The 17,348-nt window shown below is 70.4% G+C and carries 19 protein-coding genes; 14 read left to right on the top strand and 5 right to left on the bottom strand.

Going from position 1 to position 17,348, the window contains the following annotated elements:
- Nucleotides 1-98: 98 nt before the first annotated feature.
- Nucleotides 99-887, bottom strand: a complete 789-nt coding sequence (locus tag C1746_RS03215) for a class I SAM-dependent methyltransferase (protein ID WP_116713253.1) — start codon at nucleotides 885-887, stop codon at nucleotides 99-101.
- A complete protein-coding gene (locus tag C1746_RS03210; protein WP_116713252.1) occupies nucleotides 884-3,436 on the bottom strand; it encodes a S8 family serine peptidase in 2,553 nt (850 codons plus the stop codon). The genes C1746_RS03215 and C1746_RS03210 overlap by 4 nt, the downstream gene beginning before the upstream one ends.
- A gap of 53 nt (nucleotides 3,437-3,489) precedes the next feature.
- Between C1746_RS03210 and C1746_RS03205 the strand changes: the two genes are divergently transcribed.
- Nucleotides 3,490-4,023 carry a hypothetical protein gene (locus C1746_RS03205; RefSeq protein ID WP_116713251.1) on the top strand — a complete coding sequence of 178 codons (534 nt, stop codon included), beginning with the start codon at nucleotides 3,490-3,492 and terminating at the stop codon, nucleotides 4,021-4,023.
- A gap of 16 nt (nucleotides 4,024-4,039) precedes the next feature.
- Here the strand turns inward: C1746_RS03205 and C1746_RS03200 are convergent, their stop codons facing one another.
- A complete protein-coding gene (locus C1746_RS03200; protein WP_116713250.1) occupies nucleotides 4,040-4,273 on the bottom strand; it encodes a helix-turn-helix domain-containing protein in 234 nt (77 codons plus the stop codon).
- A 277-nt stretch (nucleotides 4,274-4,550) separates the two neighbouring features.
- On the opposite strand from C1746_RS03200, the gene C1746_RS03195 reads away from it, so the two are divergent.
- The 9 genes from C1746_RS03195 to C1746_RS03155 are packed head-to-tail and all read left to right on the top strand — an operon-like array spanning nucleotide 4,551 to nucleotide 11,048.
- Entirely contained in the window at nucleotides 4,551-5,255 is a 705-nt protein-coding gene (locus tag C1746_RS03195) for an RcpC/CpaB family pilus assembly protein (RefSeq protein WP_162867322.1), read from the top strand.
- The gene (locus C1746_RS03190; RefSeq protein WP_116713248.1) at nucleotides 5,252-6,397 is read left to right on the top strand and encodes a CpaE/TadZ family protein; all 1,146 of its coding nucleotides are present in this window, start codon (nucleotides 5,252-5,254) and stop codon (nucleotides 6,395-6,397) included. The genes C1746_RS03195 and C1746_RS03190 overlap by 4 nt, the downstream gene beginning before the upstream one ends.
- Entirely contained in the window at nucleotides 6,394-7,677 is a 1,284-nt protein-coding gene (locus C1746_RS03185; RefSeq protein ID WP_116713247.1) for a TadA family conjugal transfer-associated ATPase, read from the top strand. The genes C1746_RS03190 and C1746_RS03185 overlap by 4 nt, the downstream gene beginning before the upstream one ends.
- Nucleotides 7,674-8,555 carry a type II secretion system F family protein gene (locus C1746_RS03180; protein ID WP_116713246.1) on the top strand — a complete coding sequence of 294 codons (882 nt, stop codon included), beginning with the start codon at nucleotides 7,674-7,676 and terminating at the stop codon, nucleotides 8,553-8,555. Before C1746_RS03185 ends, C1746_RS03180 begins: the two co-directional genes overlap by 4 nt.
- Entirely contained in the window at nucleotides 8,552-9,466 is a 915-nt protein-coding gene (locus C1746_RS03175) for a type II secretion system F family protein (RefSeq protein WP_116713245.1), read from the top strand. The genes C1746_RS03180 and C1746_RS03175 overlap by 4 nt, the downstream gene beginning before the upstream one ends.
- A gap of 49 nt (nucleotides 9,467-9,515) precedes the next feature.
- Nucleotides 9,516-9,716, top strand: a complete 201-nt coding sequence (locus C1746_RS03170) for a hypothetical protein (RefSeq protein ID WP_116713244.1) — start codon at nucleotides 9,516-9,518, stop codon at nucleotides 9,714-9,716.
- 20 nt (nucleotides 9,717-9,736) lie between these two features.
- A complete protein-coding gene (locus tag C1746_RS03165) occupies nucleotides 9,737-10,126 on the top strand; it encodes a hypothetical protein (protein ID WP_116713243.1) in 390 nt (129 codons plus the stop codon).
- On the top strand, nucleotides 10,123-10,575 hold the full coding sequence (locus tag C1746_RS03160) for a hypothetical protein (protein WP_116713242.1): 453 nt from the start codon (nucleotides 10,123-10,125) through the stop codon (nucleotides 10,573-10,575). The genes C1746_RS03165 and C1746_RS03160 overlap by 4 nt, the downstream gene beginning before the upstream one ends.
- Nucleotides 10,572-11,048, top strand: coding sequence for a hypothetical protein (locus tag C1746_RS03155; protein WP_162867321.1), 477 nt, complete (start codon nucleotides 10,572-10,574; stop codon nucleotides 11,046-11,048). The genes C1746_RS03160 and C1746_RS03155 overlap by 4 nt, the downstream gene beginning before the upstream one ends.
- 702 nt (nucleotides 11,049-11,750) lie before the next feature.
- On the opposite strand, the gene C1746_RS03150 is transcribed toward C1746_RS03155, so the two are convergent.
- Nucleotides 11,751-12,578: an SDR family NAD(P)-dependent oxidoreductase gene (locus tag C1746_RS03150; RefSeq protein ID WP_116713240.1), complete on the bottom strand. Its 828-nt coding sequence runs from the start codon at nucleotides 12,576-12,578 to the stop codon at nucleotides 11,751-11,753.
- Between the two features lie 86 nt (nucleotides 12,579-12,664).
- Here C1746_RS03150 and C1746_RS03145 point away from each other — a divergent pair, with 86 nt between their 5' ends.
- Nucleotides 12,665-13,291 (top strand): TetR/AcrR family transcriptional regulator, encoded by a 627-nt coding sequence (locus tag C1746_RS03145; protein WP_116713239.1) that lies wholly within the window; start codon nucleotides 12,665-12,667, stop codon nucleotides 13,289-13,291.
- A 55-nt stretch (nucleotides 13,292-13,346) separates the two neighbouring features.
- On the opposite strand, the gene C1746_RS03140 is transcribed toward C1746_RS03145, so the two are convergent.
- Nucleotides 13,347-13,571 (bottom strand): hypothetical protein, encoded by a 225-nt coding sequence (locus tag C1746_RS03140; RefSeq protein ID WP_116713238.1) that lies wholly within the window; start codon nucleotides 13,569-13,571, stop codon nucleotides 13,347-13,349.
- Nucleotides 13,572-14,064: 493 nt separating this feature from the next.
- Here C1746_RS03140 and C1746_RS03135 point away from each other — a divergent pair, with 493 nt between their 5' ends.
- The 3 genes from C1746_RS03135 to C1746_RS03125 all read left to right on the top strand — a co-directional run bounded on the left by C1746_RS03135 (nucleotide 14,065) and on the right by C1746_RS03125 (nucleotide 17,347).
- Nucleotides 14,065-14,730 (top strand): B3/B4 domain-containing protein, encoded by a 666-nt coding sequence (locus C1746_RS03135; RefSeq protein WP_116713237.1) that lies wholly within the window; start codon nucleotides 14,065-14,067, stop codon nucleotides 14,728-14,730.
- 83 nt (nucleotides 14,731-14,813) lie between these two features.
- Nucleotides 14,814-16,238, top strand: a complete 1,425-nt coding sequence (locus tag C1746_RS03130; RefSeq protein ID WP_162867320.1) for an alpha/beta hydrolase family protein — start codon at nucleotides 14,814-14,816, stop codon at nucleotides 16,236-16,238.
- 41 nt (nucleotides 16,239-16,279) lie between these two features.
- Nucleotides 16,280-17,347 (top strand): threonine aldolase family protein, encoded by a 1,068-nt coding sequence (locus tag C1746_RS03125; protein WP_116713235.1) that lies wholly within the window; start codon nucleotides 16,280-16,282, stop codon nucleotides 17,345-17,347.
- Nucleotide 17,348 lies beyond the last annotated feature (1 nt).

Raw genomic sequence — 17,348 nt, 5'->3', positions numbered from 1 at the left:
GCCGGGTGTGTGTCGTGTTCGGGCGGCGCGGCATAGGAACATGACACACCCTGGTCGCGGAGCGGGTTACGGAGGGCCGGCCGGATGAACGGGGCCACCTAGACGTCCCACCACAGCGAGGTCTGGTGGACGTCGGGCAGTTGGACGGCGCCGTCGTCCGTCACCTCAACCGAGGCCAGGGCCGCCTCACGGAGTGCCGTGGCCTGTGGATGCGCCTGGTCGATGCAGAGCATGCGCCGTTGGTGATCGAGGAAGGCCTCCACGTCGTCGTAGGTGGAGCCGGTCCGCTTCCAGGTGACCTGCTCGGGGACCGCCCCCACGGCCTCCTCGACCACACCGGCCAGCAGGTCAGCAGAGGGCCCGGTCGGCCGATCGATCCCATGCACCGCCTGGTACAGCGGCCCCACCGACACCCACGGGTGACGGTCCGTGACTTCGATGACCACGCGCCGGGTCGCTCGACGGTGCATCGCCTGCAGGAAGGGGACAGGCGCCTGGACGTCGTACATCACGTGGTGGGAGACCACGACCGGCGCGTCGTCGACCGTCTCCGCTACCTCGGGCCAGCGCCCACCGTGCACGTCGATGCCACGCTCGGATGCCAACTGGGCCAGTGCCGGCCGGGGCTCGATCCCGACGACGCGGAACTGCTCGGTGAAGGCACCCGTGTTGCGCCCCGCGCCACACCCGACGTCGAGCAGGGTCTCGCCCGGCCGCAGCACATCGAGGACAGCCTGTCCCGTGGGGCTGGCCAGCGCGTCGCCCGATGGCGAGGCGATCTGCGCCAGTGGAAACTCATACGGGTTGCGTGGGGCCGCCTGGAGGATGGCCGGCGGAATCTCCCAGGCGGCCAGCTCCCGGGTCCAGCGCTCGGCGGCGCTCGTCACGTGCTGTCGGGTGTCTCTCGGATCAGCTGCAGGATCTGCTGGCCGGTCTCGTCGGCGATGAGATCCGGTCCGCCCATGAGGAAGGTGTCGAGACCCAACCCGAGGATGAAGTCCTGGGTCTGCTGGGTCAGGATCGTGCCGCCATCACCCTCGATGGGGATGAAGAACCCGGTGAAGGCTGCGGCGGGCACGGTTGCGGACAGCACGTGCGCGAACCCGTCGTCCCGACGGAGGTTCACGGCCAGCGCGTTGCGCGGCCGCTCGAGTGCGGTCAACCCGAACAGGCGCTCGATCTCTCCGGAGACCTCGAGCAGCGTCTCGGCGCGCTCAAGACCGCCGAGTCGGGTGATGGTCGCGGTATCGATCTGCTCAGCGATCAGGGCCTCCGTCGCGTCGGAGATGGCCGCATTGCCGCCGATGACGTACACCCGCTCGAGGTCGCGAGCGGCGAGGGCCTCTGCGGTCTCGCGGGCCAGCGAGTCGGTCGGCGTGAGCAGGATCGGCATCCCGAACTGGGAGCCGAGCGGCCCGCCACCGACCGCGTCGGGCCAGTTCTGGCGGGTCGCGATCACCACGGTGCTCGCCGGCTCGAGACCGTCCTTGACGAGGAGCTCGTCGACCTCGTCCGCGACCGCGGCAGCCGTCGACTCGCGGATCGGACCGGCCAGTCGCACGGGGTCGAAGCCGAGGGCCGTGACCTCCGCCTCGAGTCCCGCTGGGAGCGCGTTGACCCCACCCAGCAGGTAGACCGTCGAGCCGGGCTCCAGCACCCGCCGCAACTCGCCTGACGTCTCCTCAGCGAGGGGTCCGGTCTGCGTCGTGAAGAGCAGCGGCGCCTGACCGAGCGTCAGTGTCGACCCGGCCAAGGCGTCGGCGTAGTCGTCCTCTCGAGCGATCACACCCCACTGGGCGCGGACGCCGGTCGCGGGACCGGGGCTCTCCCCGACACTCGCGAAGACACTCTCAGAAACCTGGACGGCTTGCGGGATGGGCTCAGTGGTCGGCCCGGACGCGATGCGGATGACGTTGACATTGCCGCCGGGTCGGATGGGGTCGTCGTCATCGCCCGGGCTCGGTGTCGGGAAGTTCGGATCGGGCTCCGGCTCGCCGACGGGATCTCCCGACGCCGCCGCGACCACCGCGTCGGCATTGACCAGACCCCAGCCGTACTGGTCGTCCCGTCCTGTGGGTCCCAGGTCGGTCGCCGTGGACTCGAGCAGCGACTCGACCTGCGTCGGCGTCAGGGCGGGGTTGACCGCGCGGATGAGGGCCGCGACGCCCGAGACGTAGGGGGCGGAGAAGGAGGTGCCCGCGACCGCGACGTACTCGCCGGTCTGCGCACCGTTGGCGTAGAAGCTGGTGGTCAGGACGTCGGCGGCCGAACTGGGCTGGCCGCCCGTCCCACCGGGCCCGACCAGGTCGACGTAGGGGTTGGTGGTCGAGAAGCCGGAGATCGAACTGGTCGGCGTGACGGACCCGACGGAGATGACGCCGTTGCAGCTGCCCGGGGTGTTGGCCGCCCCACTGGGTCCGCCGTTCCCACTCGAGGCCACCACGATGGTGCCCTGCTCGATCGCGCTGGTGATGGCCTGCTGCAGCGCGCGCGGGCACTCCGTCTCGGGGCCACCCAGGCTCAGGTTCACCACGTCGGCGCCCTGGCGGGCGGCGTAGTCGATGGCCGCGATGGTGCCGACGTCGCTGGGCCCGCTGCAGCCGAGGCTCGGGTCGGCGGTGTTGATGTCGAGGATCGACAGGTCCCAGTTGACGCCAGCAATCCCGGTCGCGTTGTCCCCTACACCGGCCAGCACCCCGGCCACCCAGGTGCCGTGTCCGACCCGGCAGATGTCGTTGTCGGTCGCCCCCTGCATGATCTGCCCGGTGCCGGCATCGACTTGCTCGGTGACGACCCCGGCAAGGTCGGGGTGGGAGGCGACGATGCCCGAGTCGGCGACGGCCACCAGGACGTCGGCGTTGCCGGTCGTCTCGTCCCAGGCGCGTTCGATCTGGGTGATCTGGTGCGACCACTGGTCGACGTAGCCGGGGTCGTTCGGCACGGCGTGGAACTGACGCTGCCGGTTGGGCTCGACCGAGACCACACCCGGCTGGCCTCGCAGTCCCGCGACGGCCTGGTCAGCCATGGCCGGATCAACCGTCACGTGGACGACCCCGGAGCCGATCCAGGTGGCGTCGTCGAAGCCGGCCGCGGTGTACGCGCGCCGGTCGTACACGCCGTTCGTCGTCACCAGGTAGGAGCCCGGGATGACAGGGGACCGGGTCAGCGGGTCCGTGGGTGCGGAGGGGCCCTCCACCAGTGGGGTGCCACCTGACAGCGTCGCGTCAGTCCCGGCTCCGCGGATCGCATGCAGCTGCGTGAGGCGGTCCACCACGGCCTGATCGACGTCGTCCACGCCAGCTGTGGCCGCATGCGCTGCCGCCGAGAGTTGGCTCACGGTGGCCCCAGCCGGGCTGATGCCGGCGGGCAGCACGGCAGCGCCCACGAGCAGGACGAGTGCCAGAACCGCGCGTGTGCCAAACCGACCCAGTGCCATACCCACAACCGTAACTCTGTGCGCGGGCCTTGGCCTGTAGCATTCCGCTGGCTGTGGACAACCCGGAGACCGACCCCCTGCTGGGCCAGCTCGACGCGCAGATGAGTGCCGAGATCCGCGCCGAGCAGGCCGAGTACGAGGCGCTCGCGCTCCAGGCGGAACTCCGGGCGCGGACCCTCCCCGGGGTGGCCCGCGAGATGATGATCCGCGGGGACCGCGTCGAGGTTCGGGCCGCTGGTCAGGTCGTGGTCGGCACGGTCAGCCACGTCGGTGAGGACTACGGCGTCATCGACGCCGCCCGCGGTTCGGTCGACCTGGTCCTGGCCCACATGGATCTGCTGCGGACCGTGGAGCGGGTTCGCTCCGGCGGCTCACCCCCGGGCCGTGGTGCGAAGACGTTCCGGGCCCGCCTGACGGAGCACCAGACGATGCTGACCCAGTTGGAGGTGCTCCTCCGGGACGAGACCATGGTCAGCGGCTCGGTGCAGGCAGCCGCCCCGGATCATCTGCTGCTCGCAACCCGCAGAGGGGACATCGTGACGCCCTGGGCGGCCGTCGTGGCCACCTGGCCGACACCGCAGTTGTAGCCGCGGCCGGCCCGGTTCATGAGGTCGACGAGGAGGCGCCCTGCTGGTCGTGCGACGGGAGATCCTTCAGCCAGGTCACGACCTCTTCCTTGAAGTACCGGAACACCCGGCCGCCGGGCATCTTGTGTGCCGGGATCGTGCCCTCGCGGGAGAGCTTGCGGACGTAGTCGAGGTTCATGTCCAGCATCTCGGCCACCAGCGCGGCGGTCATGATGTCGGGGTAGTCGTCAAGCGAGCGGTTCTCTGCCACGGCGGCTCCAGTCGGTGATGCTTGGCGAAGGATACGACGAATCAGCGTGAGTTTGAACGGGTTTCCACAGGTGACGGCTCAATCGGGGTCCGGTTCGGCGGTTGTCCACAGGGCGCTCGATCGCTCACGCCGATCCGTGCAACCCTGTGCGTCACAGAAAACCTTGTGGAGGACCGCGGGGACTGACTAGTCTCAGTGCCTCCGACTACGGGACACAGTCGGGACAACCGCAGAGAGCAGTGCTCGCGGGATGAGGCAGGAAGACGGGAGACGGGACATGCAGACGGGGCAGACGGTGAGTGATGGGTTTGCTGCGGCTGCGGAACCGGTCGGCCAGCAGCCGGTGACTGCGACGGGACGGATCCGAGCACCTGGCCGGCGACCCCTCAACGGCGGATGGGTCCTCATGATCGCGGCCGGCCTGGTTGCCGCGGTCACCAACTTCGCGCTGCTGACCATCGACGAGTCACCCTCCGAGGTGCGGGTCGTCACCGCAGCCGCGCCTGCCGGGACGCCGCTGTCGGACCTGGCCACCACCGTCGAGCAGATCCAACTGGACAACCCCGAGCAGTACCTCCTGGCGGGCTCGACCCTGCCTGACGGCGATCTGGTCACGGCAGTGCCACTCGAGGCCGGCGTGATTCTGCGGACCTCGGACCTGCGAACCGCCGTCGGGTCGGTCGCCGGCGCGATGAGCATCCCCGTGTCGCAGTCGCGGGCAGCCGGTGGTCTGCTGGTGCCCGGCGACCGCGTCGACGTGATCGCGCCCCGGCAGGACGGTGGAGACGCGGGCGGTGTGGAGTACGTGGTGACGGACGTCACCGTGCTCGGCGTCTCGAGCTCAGGCGAGGGGTTGGGCGCGACCGGGACCGCCTACGCCGTCACCGTCGAGGTCAACGCCGACCAGGCGCTGCTCATCTCGGCCGCGATCGAGGGCGGGTCACTGGATGTGGTCCGGACCGCGCGGGGCGAGGGCCCGTGACGCCCGACCCCGTCGTCGTCTTCGCCGCCACACCCCGCGGGTGGGCCGGGCGGCTTCGGGCCCACGCGGCCGACCACGGAGGGCTGCTGGTCCGGGCGACCGTTCTGACCCCCGAGGATGCCCGGGCCGAGCAGTGCGACGTGGTCGTCGTCGACGACATCACGTCCTTCCTGACCCGCCGGTTCGTGCGGGACCTGCACGACTCGGGCCGCTCCGTCCTCGGCGTCTACGACCCAGGGGACACCCACGGCAAGGGTGAGCTGATCGATGCCGGGGTCGACGCGGTCATCGAGATCGACGCCGACACGACGGCGTTCGTCGCGCAACTCAGTCGTCTCGCTGCCGTCCACCCGGACGACCGGCCGCCCCGGCCGGAGCCGATCCAGCGGCCCCGGGCTGACGGCCGGCTGATCGGCGTCACCGGCCCCGCCGGTGGGGTCGGTGTGACCGAGGTCGCGGTCGAGGTGGCGGCAACCCTGGCGGCGACGAACCGTCGCACGGCCTTGGTGGACCTCGACGAGTCCGGCCCCAGCCTGGCGCAACGGCTCGGCCTGGCGCTGCACCCCAACCTGCACACGGCAACCACCCTGCTCGAGCAATCCGAGCCCATGCGTGGAGTCGTCCAGCCGCTCACCAATCGGCAGCAGCTGAACGTCCTGACCGGCATGCCGTCGGGTGAGGACTGGGAGACCATCCGGCCCGGGGCCATCGAGCGCGTCACCGACCAGCTGCGCCACGACCATCAGGTCGTGGTGACGGATCTCGGCCACCTGCCGGCCACGGTCGAGGGAGCCACCGGGCTGCGGTTCGGACACGCTCGTGTGCTGGCGCACCGCTGTGACGTCGTGCTGGTGGTCACCGCTCCGACACCGGTCGCGATCGCCCGGACGATGTCGCTGCTCGCGGCTCTGGACACCGTCCGCCAGCGGACCCACCTGGTCCTCAACCGCGTGACGCGAGACCGGTACGTCCGCGACGAGGCGATGATGGAGTTGTCACGAGCGGTCGGCGGGGTGGGTGTCCACACCATCGCCGAGCACGCCGGCGTCGGCCGGGCTGCCTGGCAGGGCGGTCGGGTGACCCGCGGGCCCTTCCGCCGCGACGTCCGGGCGCTGGTGGGGCAGTTGGGGGTTGCCCGATGACGGCGACGGCATACGGCCGGCTCCGCGCCGACGTCCTGACCCGCATGGACAACGAGCGCCTCGATCCACAGACGGATCCCGAGCGTGTCCGTGCTCTCGTGGCGGCCACCGTGCGCGAGTACCAGCGCTCGGCCGAGACGGGGAGCACGCCTCGGTTGCGTGACGCAACCGAGATGGCCAGCCGCCTGGTGGCGGCGATCACGGCGTTCGGCCCGCTGACCGACATCCTCTCGCGCCCCGAGGTCGAGGAGGTCTTCATCGAGGGGCCTCGGGTCACCTACCTCGACCGGACCGGTCGACTCCACGGGCTCGATGCCCCCACGACGGAGGAGGAGAACAGAGCGGTCGTCGCACGGCTGCTGGCCCCCACCACGCGGACCCTGGACACCCGCAGCCCACTGGTCCAGGCACGGATCCTCGACGGCAAGGCCCGGCTGTCGGCCGCGATTCCCCCCGTGGCCGAGCAGCTCTCGGCGACGATCAGACGACACTCGTCTCGCCGCCACACGATGGACAGTCTGGTCGACGCCGGCTCGCTCTCAGCCGAGGCGGCCGAGCTGCTCAAGCTGGTGATGCGCGGCTGGTCCAGCGTTCTGGTGAGCGGGCAGCCCGGCGCCGGCAAGACGTCGTTGTTGACCGCCCTGCTCGGTGCGGCGCCAGCCGGCCGGTGCGTTCGGGTCTGCGAGGAGATCCGTGAGCTGACCGTCCCGCTCACCCACGGCTCCTACTACGAGACCCGGGCCCCCTCGCCCTCCGGCGAGTCGGCCATCACGATGCGCGATCTGCTGAAGTTCTGCCTGGGCATGCGCTGCGAGTTGCTGGTCGTCGGCGAGGTCCGGGGAGCCGAGGCGTTCGAGCTGACGAGAGCGGTCAATGCGGGGTGCGGGTTTGCGTGCACGGTCCACGCCAACTCGGGTCAGGATGCCCTCGAGGCCATCACGAACGCGGCGATCATGGCCGGCGAGCACGTCCCGGAGACGATGGTCCGCAAGATCTTCGCCTCCTCGATCGACCTGGTGGTCCACGTCGACCTGCACGATCGCAGCGATGGGGGCGCTCGGCGTGAGGTGCGCGAGATCGTGGCGGTCATGCCCAACGTCGGGGACGTCTTCGCAACCGAGCCGATCTTCACCCGACCCGATGGACCGGGGACACCGTTGCAGTGGACCGGCGTGGTGCCGCCCGGCATCGACCGGTTCGAGCGGCTCCTCCCAGCGGGCCGACGACTCCGCGACGTCCTGTCCGGGCACCTGATGACGGACACGGCGGTGCTGTCGTGATCGGGCTCGCCGTCGTCTGCTCCGGTCTCTTCGCGGCGCTGGCGGTGGCGGCCGTCCGAGGCCAGCTGCCCGTTCGGCGAGCTGGTCGCCCGCGTCGGGAGAAGACCCCTGCGCTGCAGGATCTCATCGCGGCGGCGGGGCTTGGCTGGTCACCGTCGCAGGTCGTCGCCGGCTGTCTCGCGGCCGCCCTGGCAGTTGGTGTGGTCATCACGTCGCTGACCCCGATCTGGGCGCTGGCGGGCGTTCCGGTCGTCGTCGCCGCTGCCGCACCGATCGTCATGCTCCGCACGAGAGCGAGGGGACGTCTCCGGGCCATCCGCAGCGCGTGGCCCGATGCCCTGGCGCAGATCGCGGGCAGCCTGCGCGCCGGCCGCCCGCTCTCCCACGCCCTCATCGACGTCTCCCTGAACGGGCCTCCGGCGCTGACCGAGCCGCTATCCGGCCTGGCCGCCCGGATCCAGACCGTCGGCTTGGTGCCGGCCCTGGAAGCTGCGCGAGACGAGTTGTCCGAGCCGCTGACGGACCGGATCGTCGAGGTGCTGACCGTCGCCCACGTCGAAGGGGGCCGGATCGTGCTGGACATCATCGACGATCTGTCCCGAGCGGTGGAGGACGAGTTGGCCGTCGCCGAGGAGACCGAGACCCTGGCCCTCGAGGGCAAGCTGAACGCGCGGCTGGTTTTCGCGTTGCCCTGGCTGGTGCTGGTCGTCCTCACCGCACGGCCAGGCCCGTTCCAGGACTTCTACGCCAGCGGTGCCGGAGCACTGGTCATCGGGATCGGGACGGTGATGAGCCTGGCGGGCGTGGCGATCTCCTCACGACTGTCCCGGACCCCGGACCCCGTGCGGGTCCTGATACCCGAGGGGGCGGCGTCGTGACGGCCATCCTCGTCCTCATCGCCTCCGCCTCGACGGCCACCTTCGTCCTCACGGCCCTGGTGCTCTACCGCCGACCGATGCGGCGGCTGGCAGGCCGGGTCCGGCCGTACGCGGCACCGGGGCTCTCCGCGCTGGGACAACCCGTGGTCGCCCCACCGGTGGCCCGGAGGGCCGGCCAGCCGGCCACCTGGCGGCAGCGCCTGGCGGGCACCCTCCACGGCGGTCGCTCGGACCCGCAACTCGAGGCGCGACTGGCGCAGTCCGGTCTGTATCAGGGCACCCCGGGACAGATGGTCGGCGAGTACCGCGTTCGCCAACTGCTCTTCGCGGCGGGCGGCGGGGCCCTGGGGGTCGGGGTCGGGGCTTCTGTCGGGCTGGCCCCACTCGCGTCGCTGGCCGTCGGGCTCCTCGCCGGCGCGACGCAGGTGCTCCGCCCCACGGGTGCGGTCGACCGTGCGATCGACCACCGACGGCAGCAACTGCGCGCGGCCATCCCGCCACTGTGTCAGCTGCTGGCGATGCGCCTTCGCGCTACCGGCTCGGTGGTGGTGAGCCTCTCGGCCACGCTCGAGCGCACGCAGGGTGACCTGGCCGACGAGTTGCGGGAAGCACTCGCCCAGCACCGAGCTGGTCAGCCGCTGGAAGCGGCGCTCGACGCCGTCGCCCGCACCACACCTGAGCCAGAGGCTGCCAGGGTCCATCGGCTGCTGGCCAGCGCGATCCGACACGGCATCGACGCCGCTCCCGAGCTGCTCCGCCTGGCCCGCGATGCTCGTGCGAACCAGCTCACCCGCCTCCGCCGTGAGGCCACGGCAAAGCGTGCCGCGATCCTCCTGCCCATCATCGGACTGCTGGCCCCGCTCATGCTGCTCTTCATCGCGGCGCCACTACCCGGACTGCTCGGCCTCTGAGCCGCCCCGATCCCCGCATCACCACCATGGCAACACGAAAGGCAAGGGAATGAACAGCACGATCATCACGCTCTGGACCACGCTCCTGAGTGCGCTGCAAGACCGGCTCGAGGACGAGGATGGCTTCTCCACGGCGGAGTTGCTCGCCAACGCGGCACTGGGCGTTGCTGCGCTGGTCGTGATCTGGGGACTGCTCAGCGGCGTCGGCGAGGGTGTGGTCAACCAGATCACCAACGCGCTCGGCCTGTAGCGGCGCCAGGACACCGCCGGATGATCCGCGCGGCTCGCAGCATCAGCGGCGAGGCGGGGTACATCACGCCCGCCTTCATCGCGATGGTGGGGCTGACGATGACGCTGCTCAGCGTCTTCGCCAACGCACTCGTGGTGCACTATGCGACCGGTGTGCTGCAGTCGGCCGCAGAGGAGGGGGCCAGGCAGGCTGTGGCCGCACGGTCCGAGGCGATCTGCGTGGCCCGGATCGACGCCGCCATCGGGGCTGGGCTGGGGGGCATGGCGGACTCGGTGTCGGAGGTCGGCTGTTCGCTGGGGCCGGGTGGAGCGGTCGCCCGCGTGACCGCAGCCTTCACGCCCTGGGTCCCAGGCCTGCCGGAGCGGCGTGTCGAGGTGTCGGGCCACGTGCGGGCTGAGGTCGCCGAGTGACGAGCTTGCCGGCCGCCGACCAGCGGCGGGACGACGGTGGCTTCGTCACCACCGAGTGGGCTGTCGGAATCGCGACCATCCTGCTGCCGATCATGGTGCTTGCGGGGCTCCTCCCCGGCTGGGCGGCCCAGCACGATGCTGCGGGGGCGGCAGCCCGTGAGGCGGCCCGCGCGGCGGCGTTGGCCATCGACAGTGGTCAGGCCGAGCACGCGGGCAGCGAGGCCGCGCGATCGCTCCTCGCGGGTCGTGGCATCGGCCCCCACGGCATCGTCGTCGAGATCCACCTGCCACCCCCGGTGGATGGCCAGGCCCCCCGAGAGGGCGAGGTCCGTGCACAGGTCGGCATCACCGGCGACCCGCTCGTGGTGCCGTTCCTCGGCGAGTTCTCCCCACCGACGGTAAGCGCTGAGCATCGCCGGAGGCTCAACCCGTTCCGCAGCCAGCCATGAACCGCTTCCGGACTCCACGACGACGGCCCACTGACGGACGACGGCCCGCCGACGCGATGGGTGAGTCCGGATCGGTCACGGTCTGGATGGTCCTCACGCCGCTGCTGGTCCTGCTGCTGGGCGGGATGAGCCTGGATCTCTGGGCCGCGTTATCGGCGCGGGGCCGGATCGCTGCCATCGCCGATGACGCCGCCATCGCGGGCGCGACGGCCGTGGCGGTGACCGAACTGCGCGACGACCTCGGCGATCAGGCCCCGGTCCTCGACCCACATCATGCGCAAGCCCGAGCCCTCGCCGCCGTGGACGCACACCCGCAGTCGGGGCTGGTCACGGGCCGGTCGGTCAGCGCCAGCCCCGACATCGTCACCGTCACGGTGGAGGGTCAGTACCAGTTCCTCCTCCTGCGCATGGTCGGGGCGACCACCGCGCCGATCTCGGTCACCGGCAGCGCCCGACCGCAGACGGCCTCCTAGAACCTCGTGAGCCGATAGGCGCCGACACTGAATCGCCCGAAGAGCGCAGTCTCAGACCGTCTCGGATTGCAAGGCGTGCGTCGGCCAAGATACCCACTATGCCCCCGGCCCGGGGCGGATCGAGATACCACCCGGTCTCGTGCGGCGCCCGCTCGACCCGGACCTCATCAAGAAGAAGGGAGGCGTTAATGCGCTGCTCCCGTTCCCAGTCCGGTTTCCCGTCAGTCCGCAACCACCACGGCATGTCATGACAATCCTGAGAGCAAACCCAGGATGACTCCTGCTCGCCTCGGCCGTTCACAACCGCATGGAACAGTTCGTGACCGACGACGCGGGCCAGGCCGTCGTTCCCGATCCCCGAGGGCTGGGCGAATACCCAGTCGGCAAAGATGGTGGTCGTGCGGCTTCCCGGGGGTAACAGAGGCATGGGCATATCTGCGGTCCGCCCGCTCCGCGACCGCGGCCGAACTCGCGGCTGCGCTGTCGGTCAGTGAGGAAGAGGCGTACGTGACACTGGAGTTCCTCCGAGAACAAGGGCGCCTGCCCAGCCGTCCACACCATCGACGGATCGACGCCGGTCTTCACGCGCGATCGCTCCAAGGGCCCCGGCCATCCAATGTCGGCCAACCCCCTAAGGCCGGCTCATCCGGAGCGCACCATCTGCACGTGGAGCCCGGCTCCTTCAGCGCGGGGGCTCGACGCTCAAATAGCGCTGGTGGCCATGCGGTCCCAGACGTTGTCGGGGACGTTGCGGCGGAGCGTGGCGAACATCTTGGCCGATGCGCCGACCCGAACGCGGGACTTGGGGCGCCGGGCGTCGGCCTGCTTGGCGATCTCCTCACCGACCTTCTCTGCAGGGATGACGAGGAAGTTGGGGCCGTTGGCGTGGAGGTCTGCGACCGATTGTTTGTGGCCTTCGAGGAGGTGGGCGTAGGCGCTGTCGGGTCCGGTGCCGGGGTAGGTGTCGTCGAGTTTGGTGAGGAAGGGGGTGTGGACGCCGGTGGGCTGGATGAGGGTCACGCGGATGCCGAAGGGCCGCAGTTCCATGCGGTGGACGTCGCTGATCGCCTCCACGGCGAATTTGGAGGCGTGATAAGCGCCCGCTCCGGGTGCGGTGATGATCCCGCCGACGGATCCGACGTGGATCACCCTGCCGCCGCCGGCGGCGCGCATCGAGGGGACGGCGAGTTGGGTCATGCGGATCAGCCCGAAGACGTTGGTCTCGAACTGCCGGCGGATTTCGTCGATGGGCAGGTCCTCGAGGAAGCCGTTGAGCCCGTATCCGGCGTTGTTGACCAGCAGGTCGATGGCCGGTCGCTCGGCGAGGACGGCCTTCGCGGCGCTGACCATGGAGTCCTCGTCGGTCACATCGAGCTCCAGCGGGCGGATGCCGCCATCGGTTGGGACGCGGCCGGAATCGCGGCCGGTGCCATAGACGGTGTAGCCGCGGACGGCCAGGGCGGATGCGGCGGCGGCGCCGATGCCGGTCGTGGCGCCGGTGACGAGGGCGGTCTTGGTGGTGGTGGCCATGATGGGAACCCTTATGTGAATGGTCGTAACTTACGGATGTGAAGAACCATAACATAAGGCGACTGCCGTCGCTAACATCGGCACAGATGTCCGCCCAGGCCGACCCGACGTCCACCAAGCCGAGCGGTCGCTACCACCACGGCGATCTCGCTAACGCGCTGCGCTCGGCGACGCTCGAGCTCGTCGCCGAAGCTGGCGTCACCGGCTTCACGATGAAGGACGCCGCGGTCCTCGCCGGCGTGTCCGCGGCCGCGCCCTACCGTCACTTCTCCGACCGCGAGGATCTCCTCCGATCCGCCGCGGTCGCCCCCTACGCCCGACTCGTCGAGGCCTTCGACGCCGTGCAGGACCACGACCCGGTGCAGCGCCTGGGCGGGATGATGGCGGCGTTCGTGGCCTGGGCGGCCGCCGAGCCCGCCGCCCACGCCATCGTGTTCTCACCGGGCATCGACAAACACGAAGCCCCCGACCTCGACGCGCTCGGCACTAGGGCGACCGCCCTGATCCTTGGCGCTGCGGACGAGATCGCTGGCGAGGACGCACCGACGCTGATGGTGTCCGCCTACGCCATTGCACAGGGTCACGCGGCGGTCCTCGCCGACCCGCAGATCGCCACCTCCGGGCTGCCGTGCACACCGGCGGACCTCATCACCATGACCCGGCGTGCCGTCGTGGCGCTCGCCGAGTCCTCTCGCCGACCCTCAGACGTCTGAATCCGACCGGCGGCCGGTTCGGGGACGGCGGGCCTTTGTAAGGGGGCTGGCCGCCCTACGCCGCGTGCCCGATCTCTGGCAGGTCGATGTCGACCGTCTGGTCGCCGGAGCGGCTCAACGGCCGGCCGAGGACCCGGGTGACGCGGGATGGCTCGCGCAGCGTGGCGTTCTTGACCGTCGCAAAATGTCGGTCGTCGCCGAGCAGCCGCTTCATCGTGGGGATGCCCGTCGCATCAGGACCGGCGAAGTACCGGACCTTGTCGGGGTTGCCGTCGGTCACGGCGGTCCAGATGGCCTGGGCGACACCGTCCGGTGCCGACCCGCCTAGTGAGTGCTGGACAGAGGTGAACGGGTCGAAGAGCGGGGCGTATTCGCTCGGCCAGTCCGACGCGGCGTCCGAGCTCGGTCGTCGCGACCCTCGCCGCTGCCCCCGAGCTCGCCGCGGTCCACGTCGATTCGAGGGCGACCTCGCGGTCCTCCTAAAGCGATCCTGGTGGGGCTCCCCACGGCCCGCTGGAGCATGACCGCTGCCGGTCGGGGTCGTCAGCCCCGGGACAATGGTCGAGACAATTCGTCTCGACAATGAATGCACGGGTAAAGGGTGCCTCCGACGGTAACCACCGCGCCGATCTCGGTCACCGGCAGCGCCCGACCGCAGACGGCCTCCTAGAACCTCGGGGGCCGGCACGCGCCGACATCGCACCTGATTGGTCCCGCTGCGCAGGCCTTCATCGGTTCTCCTCGGAGGTCCACGTGCCCCGTACCGTTTCCCCATGACCGCACCCGACGCCATCCCGGCCGTCTTCGGCCACGACACGACGATCACGGACACGTTCACCGACCTCGCCTGGAGAACGCTCACGGTTCGGCGGTCCGACGATGCCACTGATGCCGGCTGGCTCGACGCCACTCCCCTCCCCTCCCCCGGAAGCTTGGAGCCGTTGACGCCGTCGCTGACGGCATGGCGGGGCGTGTTCCGACGCATGGGGCTGGATCCGACCACGTACCGGTCCGCGGCAGAGGCGGTCCGTCGCCGCTACCGCAGCACCGGGTCGCTGCCGAGCATCAACCCACTGGTCGACGTGGGCAACGTCGTGTCGCTGCGGCACGCCCTGCCCGTCGCCGTGTTCGATCTGGACCGCGTGCGCACGCCGATCCTGGTCACGATCGCTCGCGGCGGCGAGGAGGGCCGGGACCTCGCGGGCACGAGCACGATCGCGAAGCCCGGTGAGGTCATCTTCACCGACGCCGACCGGCGACTGCTCGCGCGACGGTGGTGCTGGCGACAGACCAGCGAGGGCGCGGTGTCGTCGGACACCACCTCGGCCCTCTTCGTCGTCGAGGCCCACCACGACGACGCCGTCACCGACCTCGAGGCGGCTGTGCAGGAGTTGGCGGAAGGCTGTGAGGCGACCTTCCCCGGCTGCGACATCGCGTGAGCCCGGCCTGGGAGTCGAGGGCCGCCGAGTGACGACGGAACCGATCGCGCCGCGAGGGGCCGCCAGACACTAGGGTTTCGCTGGTGCGTCCCCTGGAAGTGGGTCTGGTCGTCGTCACGGCCGTTGTGGTGCTCTGGCCACTGGTTCGGACCAGCCGGATCATCGGAGCAGCCGTCGCGTTCGGTGGTGTGGCGGTTGCGGTCCTCCAAGCCGTCATCGAAGGCGCCCGCTGGCAGGTCGCGCCGATCTACGCCCTGTTGGCCGTGGTCCTCGGGTGGCGCGTGGCCAGGATCGGAGGCGACAAGACGGCCGGTCCCCGGATCGTGTCAATTGCTGGCGGAGCGGTGGTGCTGGCGCTGGCCGCCCTGCTCATGGCGGCGCTCCCGGTCCCTGCGCTCCCCCAGCCCGAGGGTCCCAACCTGGTCGGCACCACCGCCTGGATCGCGGTCGACACCGCTCGCCCTGATCGGCTGAGCCCGGCCTTCACCGCATCACAACCACCGCCTGCACAGCGTGAGGTCGTGGTTCAGGCCTGGTATCCAACGGCCGTCGACGGGGACCCGGCACCCTGGGTGGCCGACGCGGCGGCCTTCGCCGAGCAACTCGCGCCGGAGGTGGGTTTGCCGGTCTTCACGCTCGGCCACCTCTCCCACACCCGCATGGGTGCCACGGCGGACGTGCCGATCGCGCCGGGCCAGTGGCCGATCGTGGTCTACAGCCACGGCTGGGGTGGGTTCCGGACCGTGCAGTCCGACCTGGCCGAACACCTGGCCAGCCACGGGTACGTGGTCATCTCCCTGGACCACACCTACGGCTCCAACGCCTCGATCTTCCCGTCCGGGCCGGTCTTCGGTGCCGACGAGTCCGACCTGGCCGGACAGGTCATCGGGCAGAACCCGGCCGCGCTCCCCGAGTTGGAGGATGTGGGCGGGGACGCCTACGTCGCCGCCACGACCCTGCTGGAGCAGACCTTCGCCGAGGACGTCGCCGTGGTCCTGGACCAGATCGCCGAAGGCGACCATCCCGACCTCCTCGGGACCCTCGACACCAGCCAGGTTGGCCTGACCGGCCACTCCACCGGCGGTGGCGCAATGGTGCGCCTCTGCCTGACCGACGATCGTTGCGCTGGGGTGTTCGGCCTGGACCCCTGGGTCGAGCCGGTGCCGGGTGAGCTGCTGTCGGAGGGGCTCGACGACCCGCTCGTGTCCCTGCGCAGCGAGGAGTGGGATGGCAACGACAACGACCAGGTGCTGCGCGCGTTGCACGAGGGCTCACCCGGCGACCGCGGCCTGTTCGTCATCCCGGGCGCCAACCACCAGGACTTCACGCTGCAGCCGTTCCTCTCCCCACTGGCGGGCCCGTTGGGCCTCAGCGGACCGGGTGATGACGCGGAGATCCACGACGCCGTCGACCGTCTGGCCCAGGCCTTCTTCGACCAGATCTTCAGCGACGACGGTGGGGATCTCCTGGCCGAACCCCCGGCACCGATCCAAGCCGACGACCCGTAGCGCGCGGTGCTCGGTCATCGCGGCCCACTAGGCTGCCGAGGGTGAACTTCGCAAGTGACAACATCGTCGGCGTCCACCCCGCGATCCTCCAAGCCCTGATCGACGCCAACGCAGGCCCGCAGGCGGCCTACGGGGAGGACGAGCACACGGGGCAGGCCGTTGCTGACCTCTCCGCGGTGTTCGAGACCGACCTCGAGGCCTTCCTGGTCACCACGGGGACCGCGGCCAACTCCCTGTCGCTGGCCGCCATGGCACCACCGTTCGGCGCCGTCTTCTGCCACGAGGACGCGCACATCGCCGTCGACGAGTGCGGCGCGCCCGAGTTCTTCACCGGCGGCGCCAAGCTCTTCGGGCTCCCTGGGCCGACAGGCAAGATCACCCCCGAGACGGTCACTGCCACACTCGACGGGTTCGTCAAGGGCGTCCACGACCCGATGCCCGCTGCGATCTCGATCACGCAGGCCACCGAGCTCGGCACGCTGTACACCCCAGCCGAGATCAGGGCGCTGGCCGACCTGGCCCACGCCCACGACATGGGTCTGCACATGGACGGTGCCCGGTTCGCCAACGCGCTGGTCTCCCTCGGCTGCTCTGCGGCGGAGATGACGTGGCAGGCAGGCGTGGACATCCTCTCCTTCGGCGGGACCAAGAACGGGGCGATGACCCTCGAGGTCGTGACCATCTTCGACCCGCAACTGGCGACCGACTTCAACTACCGCCGGATGAAGGCGGGCCAGCTGCTGAGCAAGGGCCGCTACCTGGGTGCCCAGCTCACGGCGTATCTGGCTGATGACCTGTGGCTGGCCAACGCGCGGCACGCCAACGCGATGGCGACACGGCTGGCCAACGGGCTCGCTGAGACCGAGGGCGTCCGCCTGCCGTTGCCAACCCCGGCCAACGAGGTGTTCCCGATCATGCCCCGGTCCGTCATGGAGCGGCTGCACCAGTCCGGTGCCGCGTTCTACGAGTGGCCCGGCAACGGCCCTGGAACGGATTCGATCGGTCCTGACGAGGCGTTCGTCCGCCTGGTCTGCTCGTTCACCACGACCACCGACGAGGTGGACACCTTCCTGGAGCTGGTCGCCACCACGGCCGGGCAGGCCGCCTGAT

Origin of the sequence: Euzebya tangerina (assembly GCF_003074135.1) — a bacterium.
GTDB lineage: Bacteria > Actinomycetota > Nitriliruptoria > Euzebyales > Euzebyaceae > Euzebya > Euzebya tangerina.
Note: the sequence above shows the minus strand (reverse complement) of the source record. Positions and strands in the feature narration are given on the sequence as shown.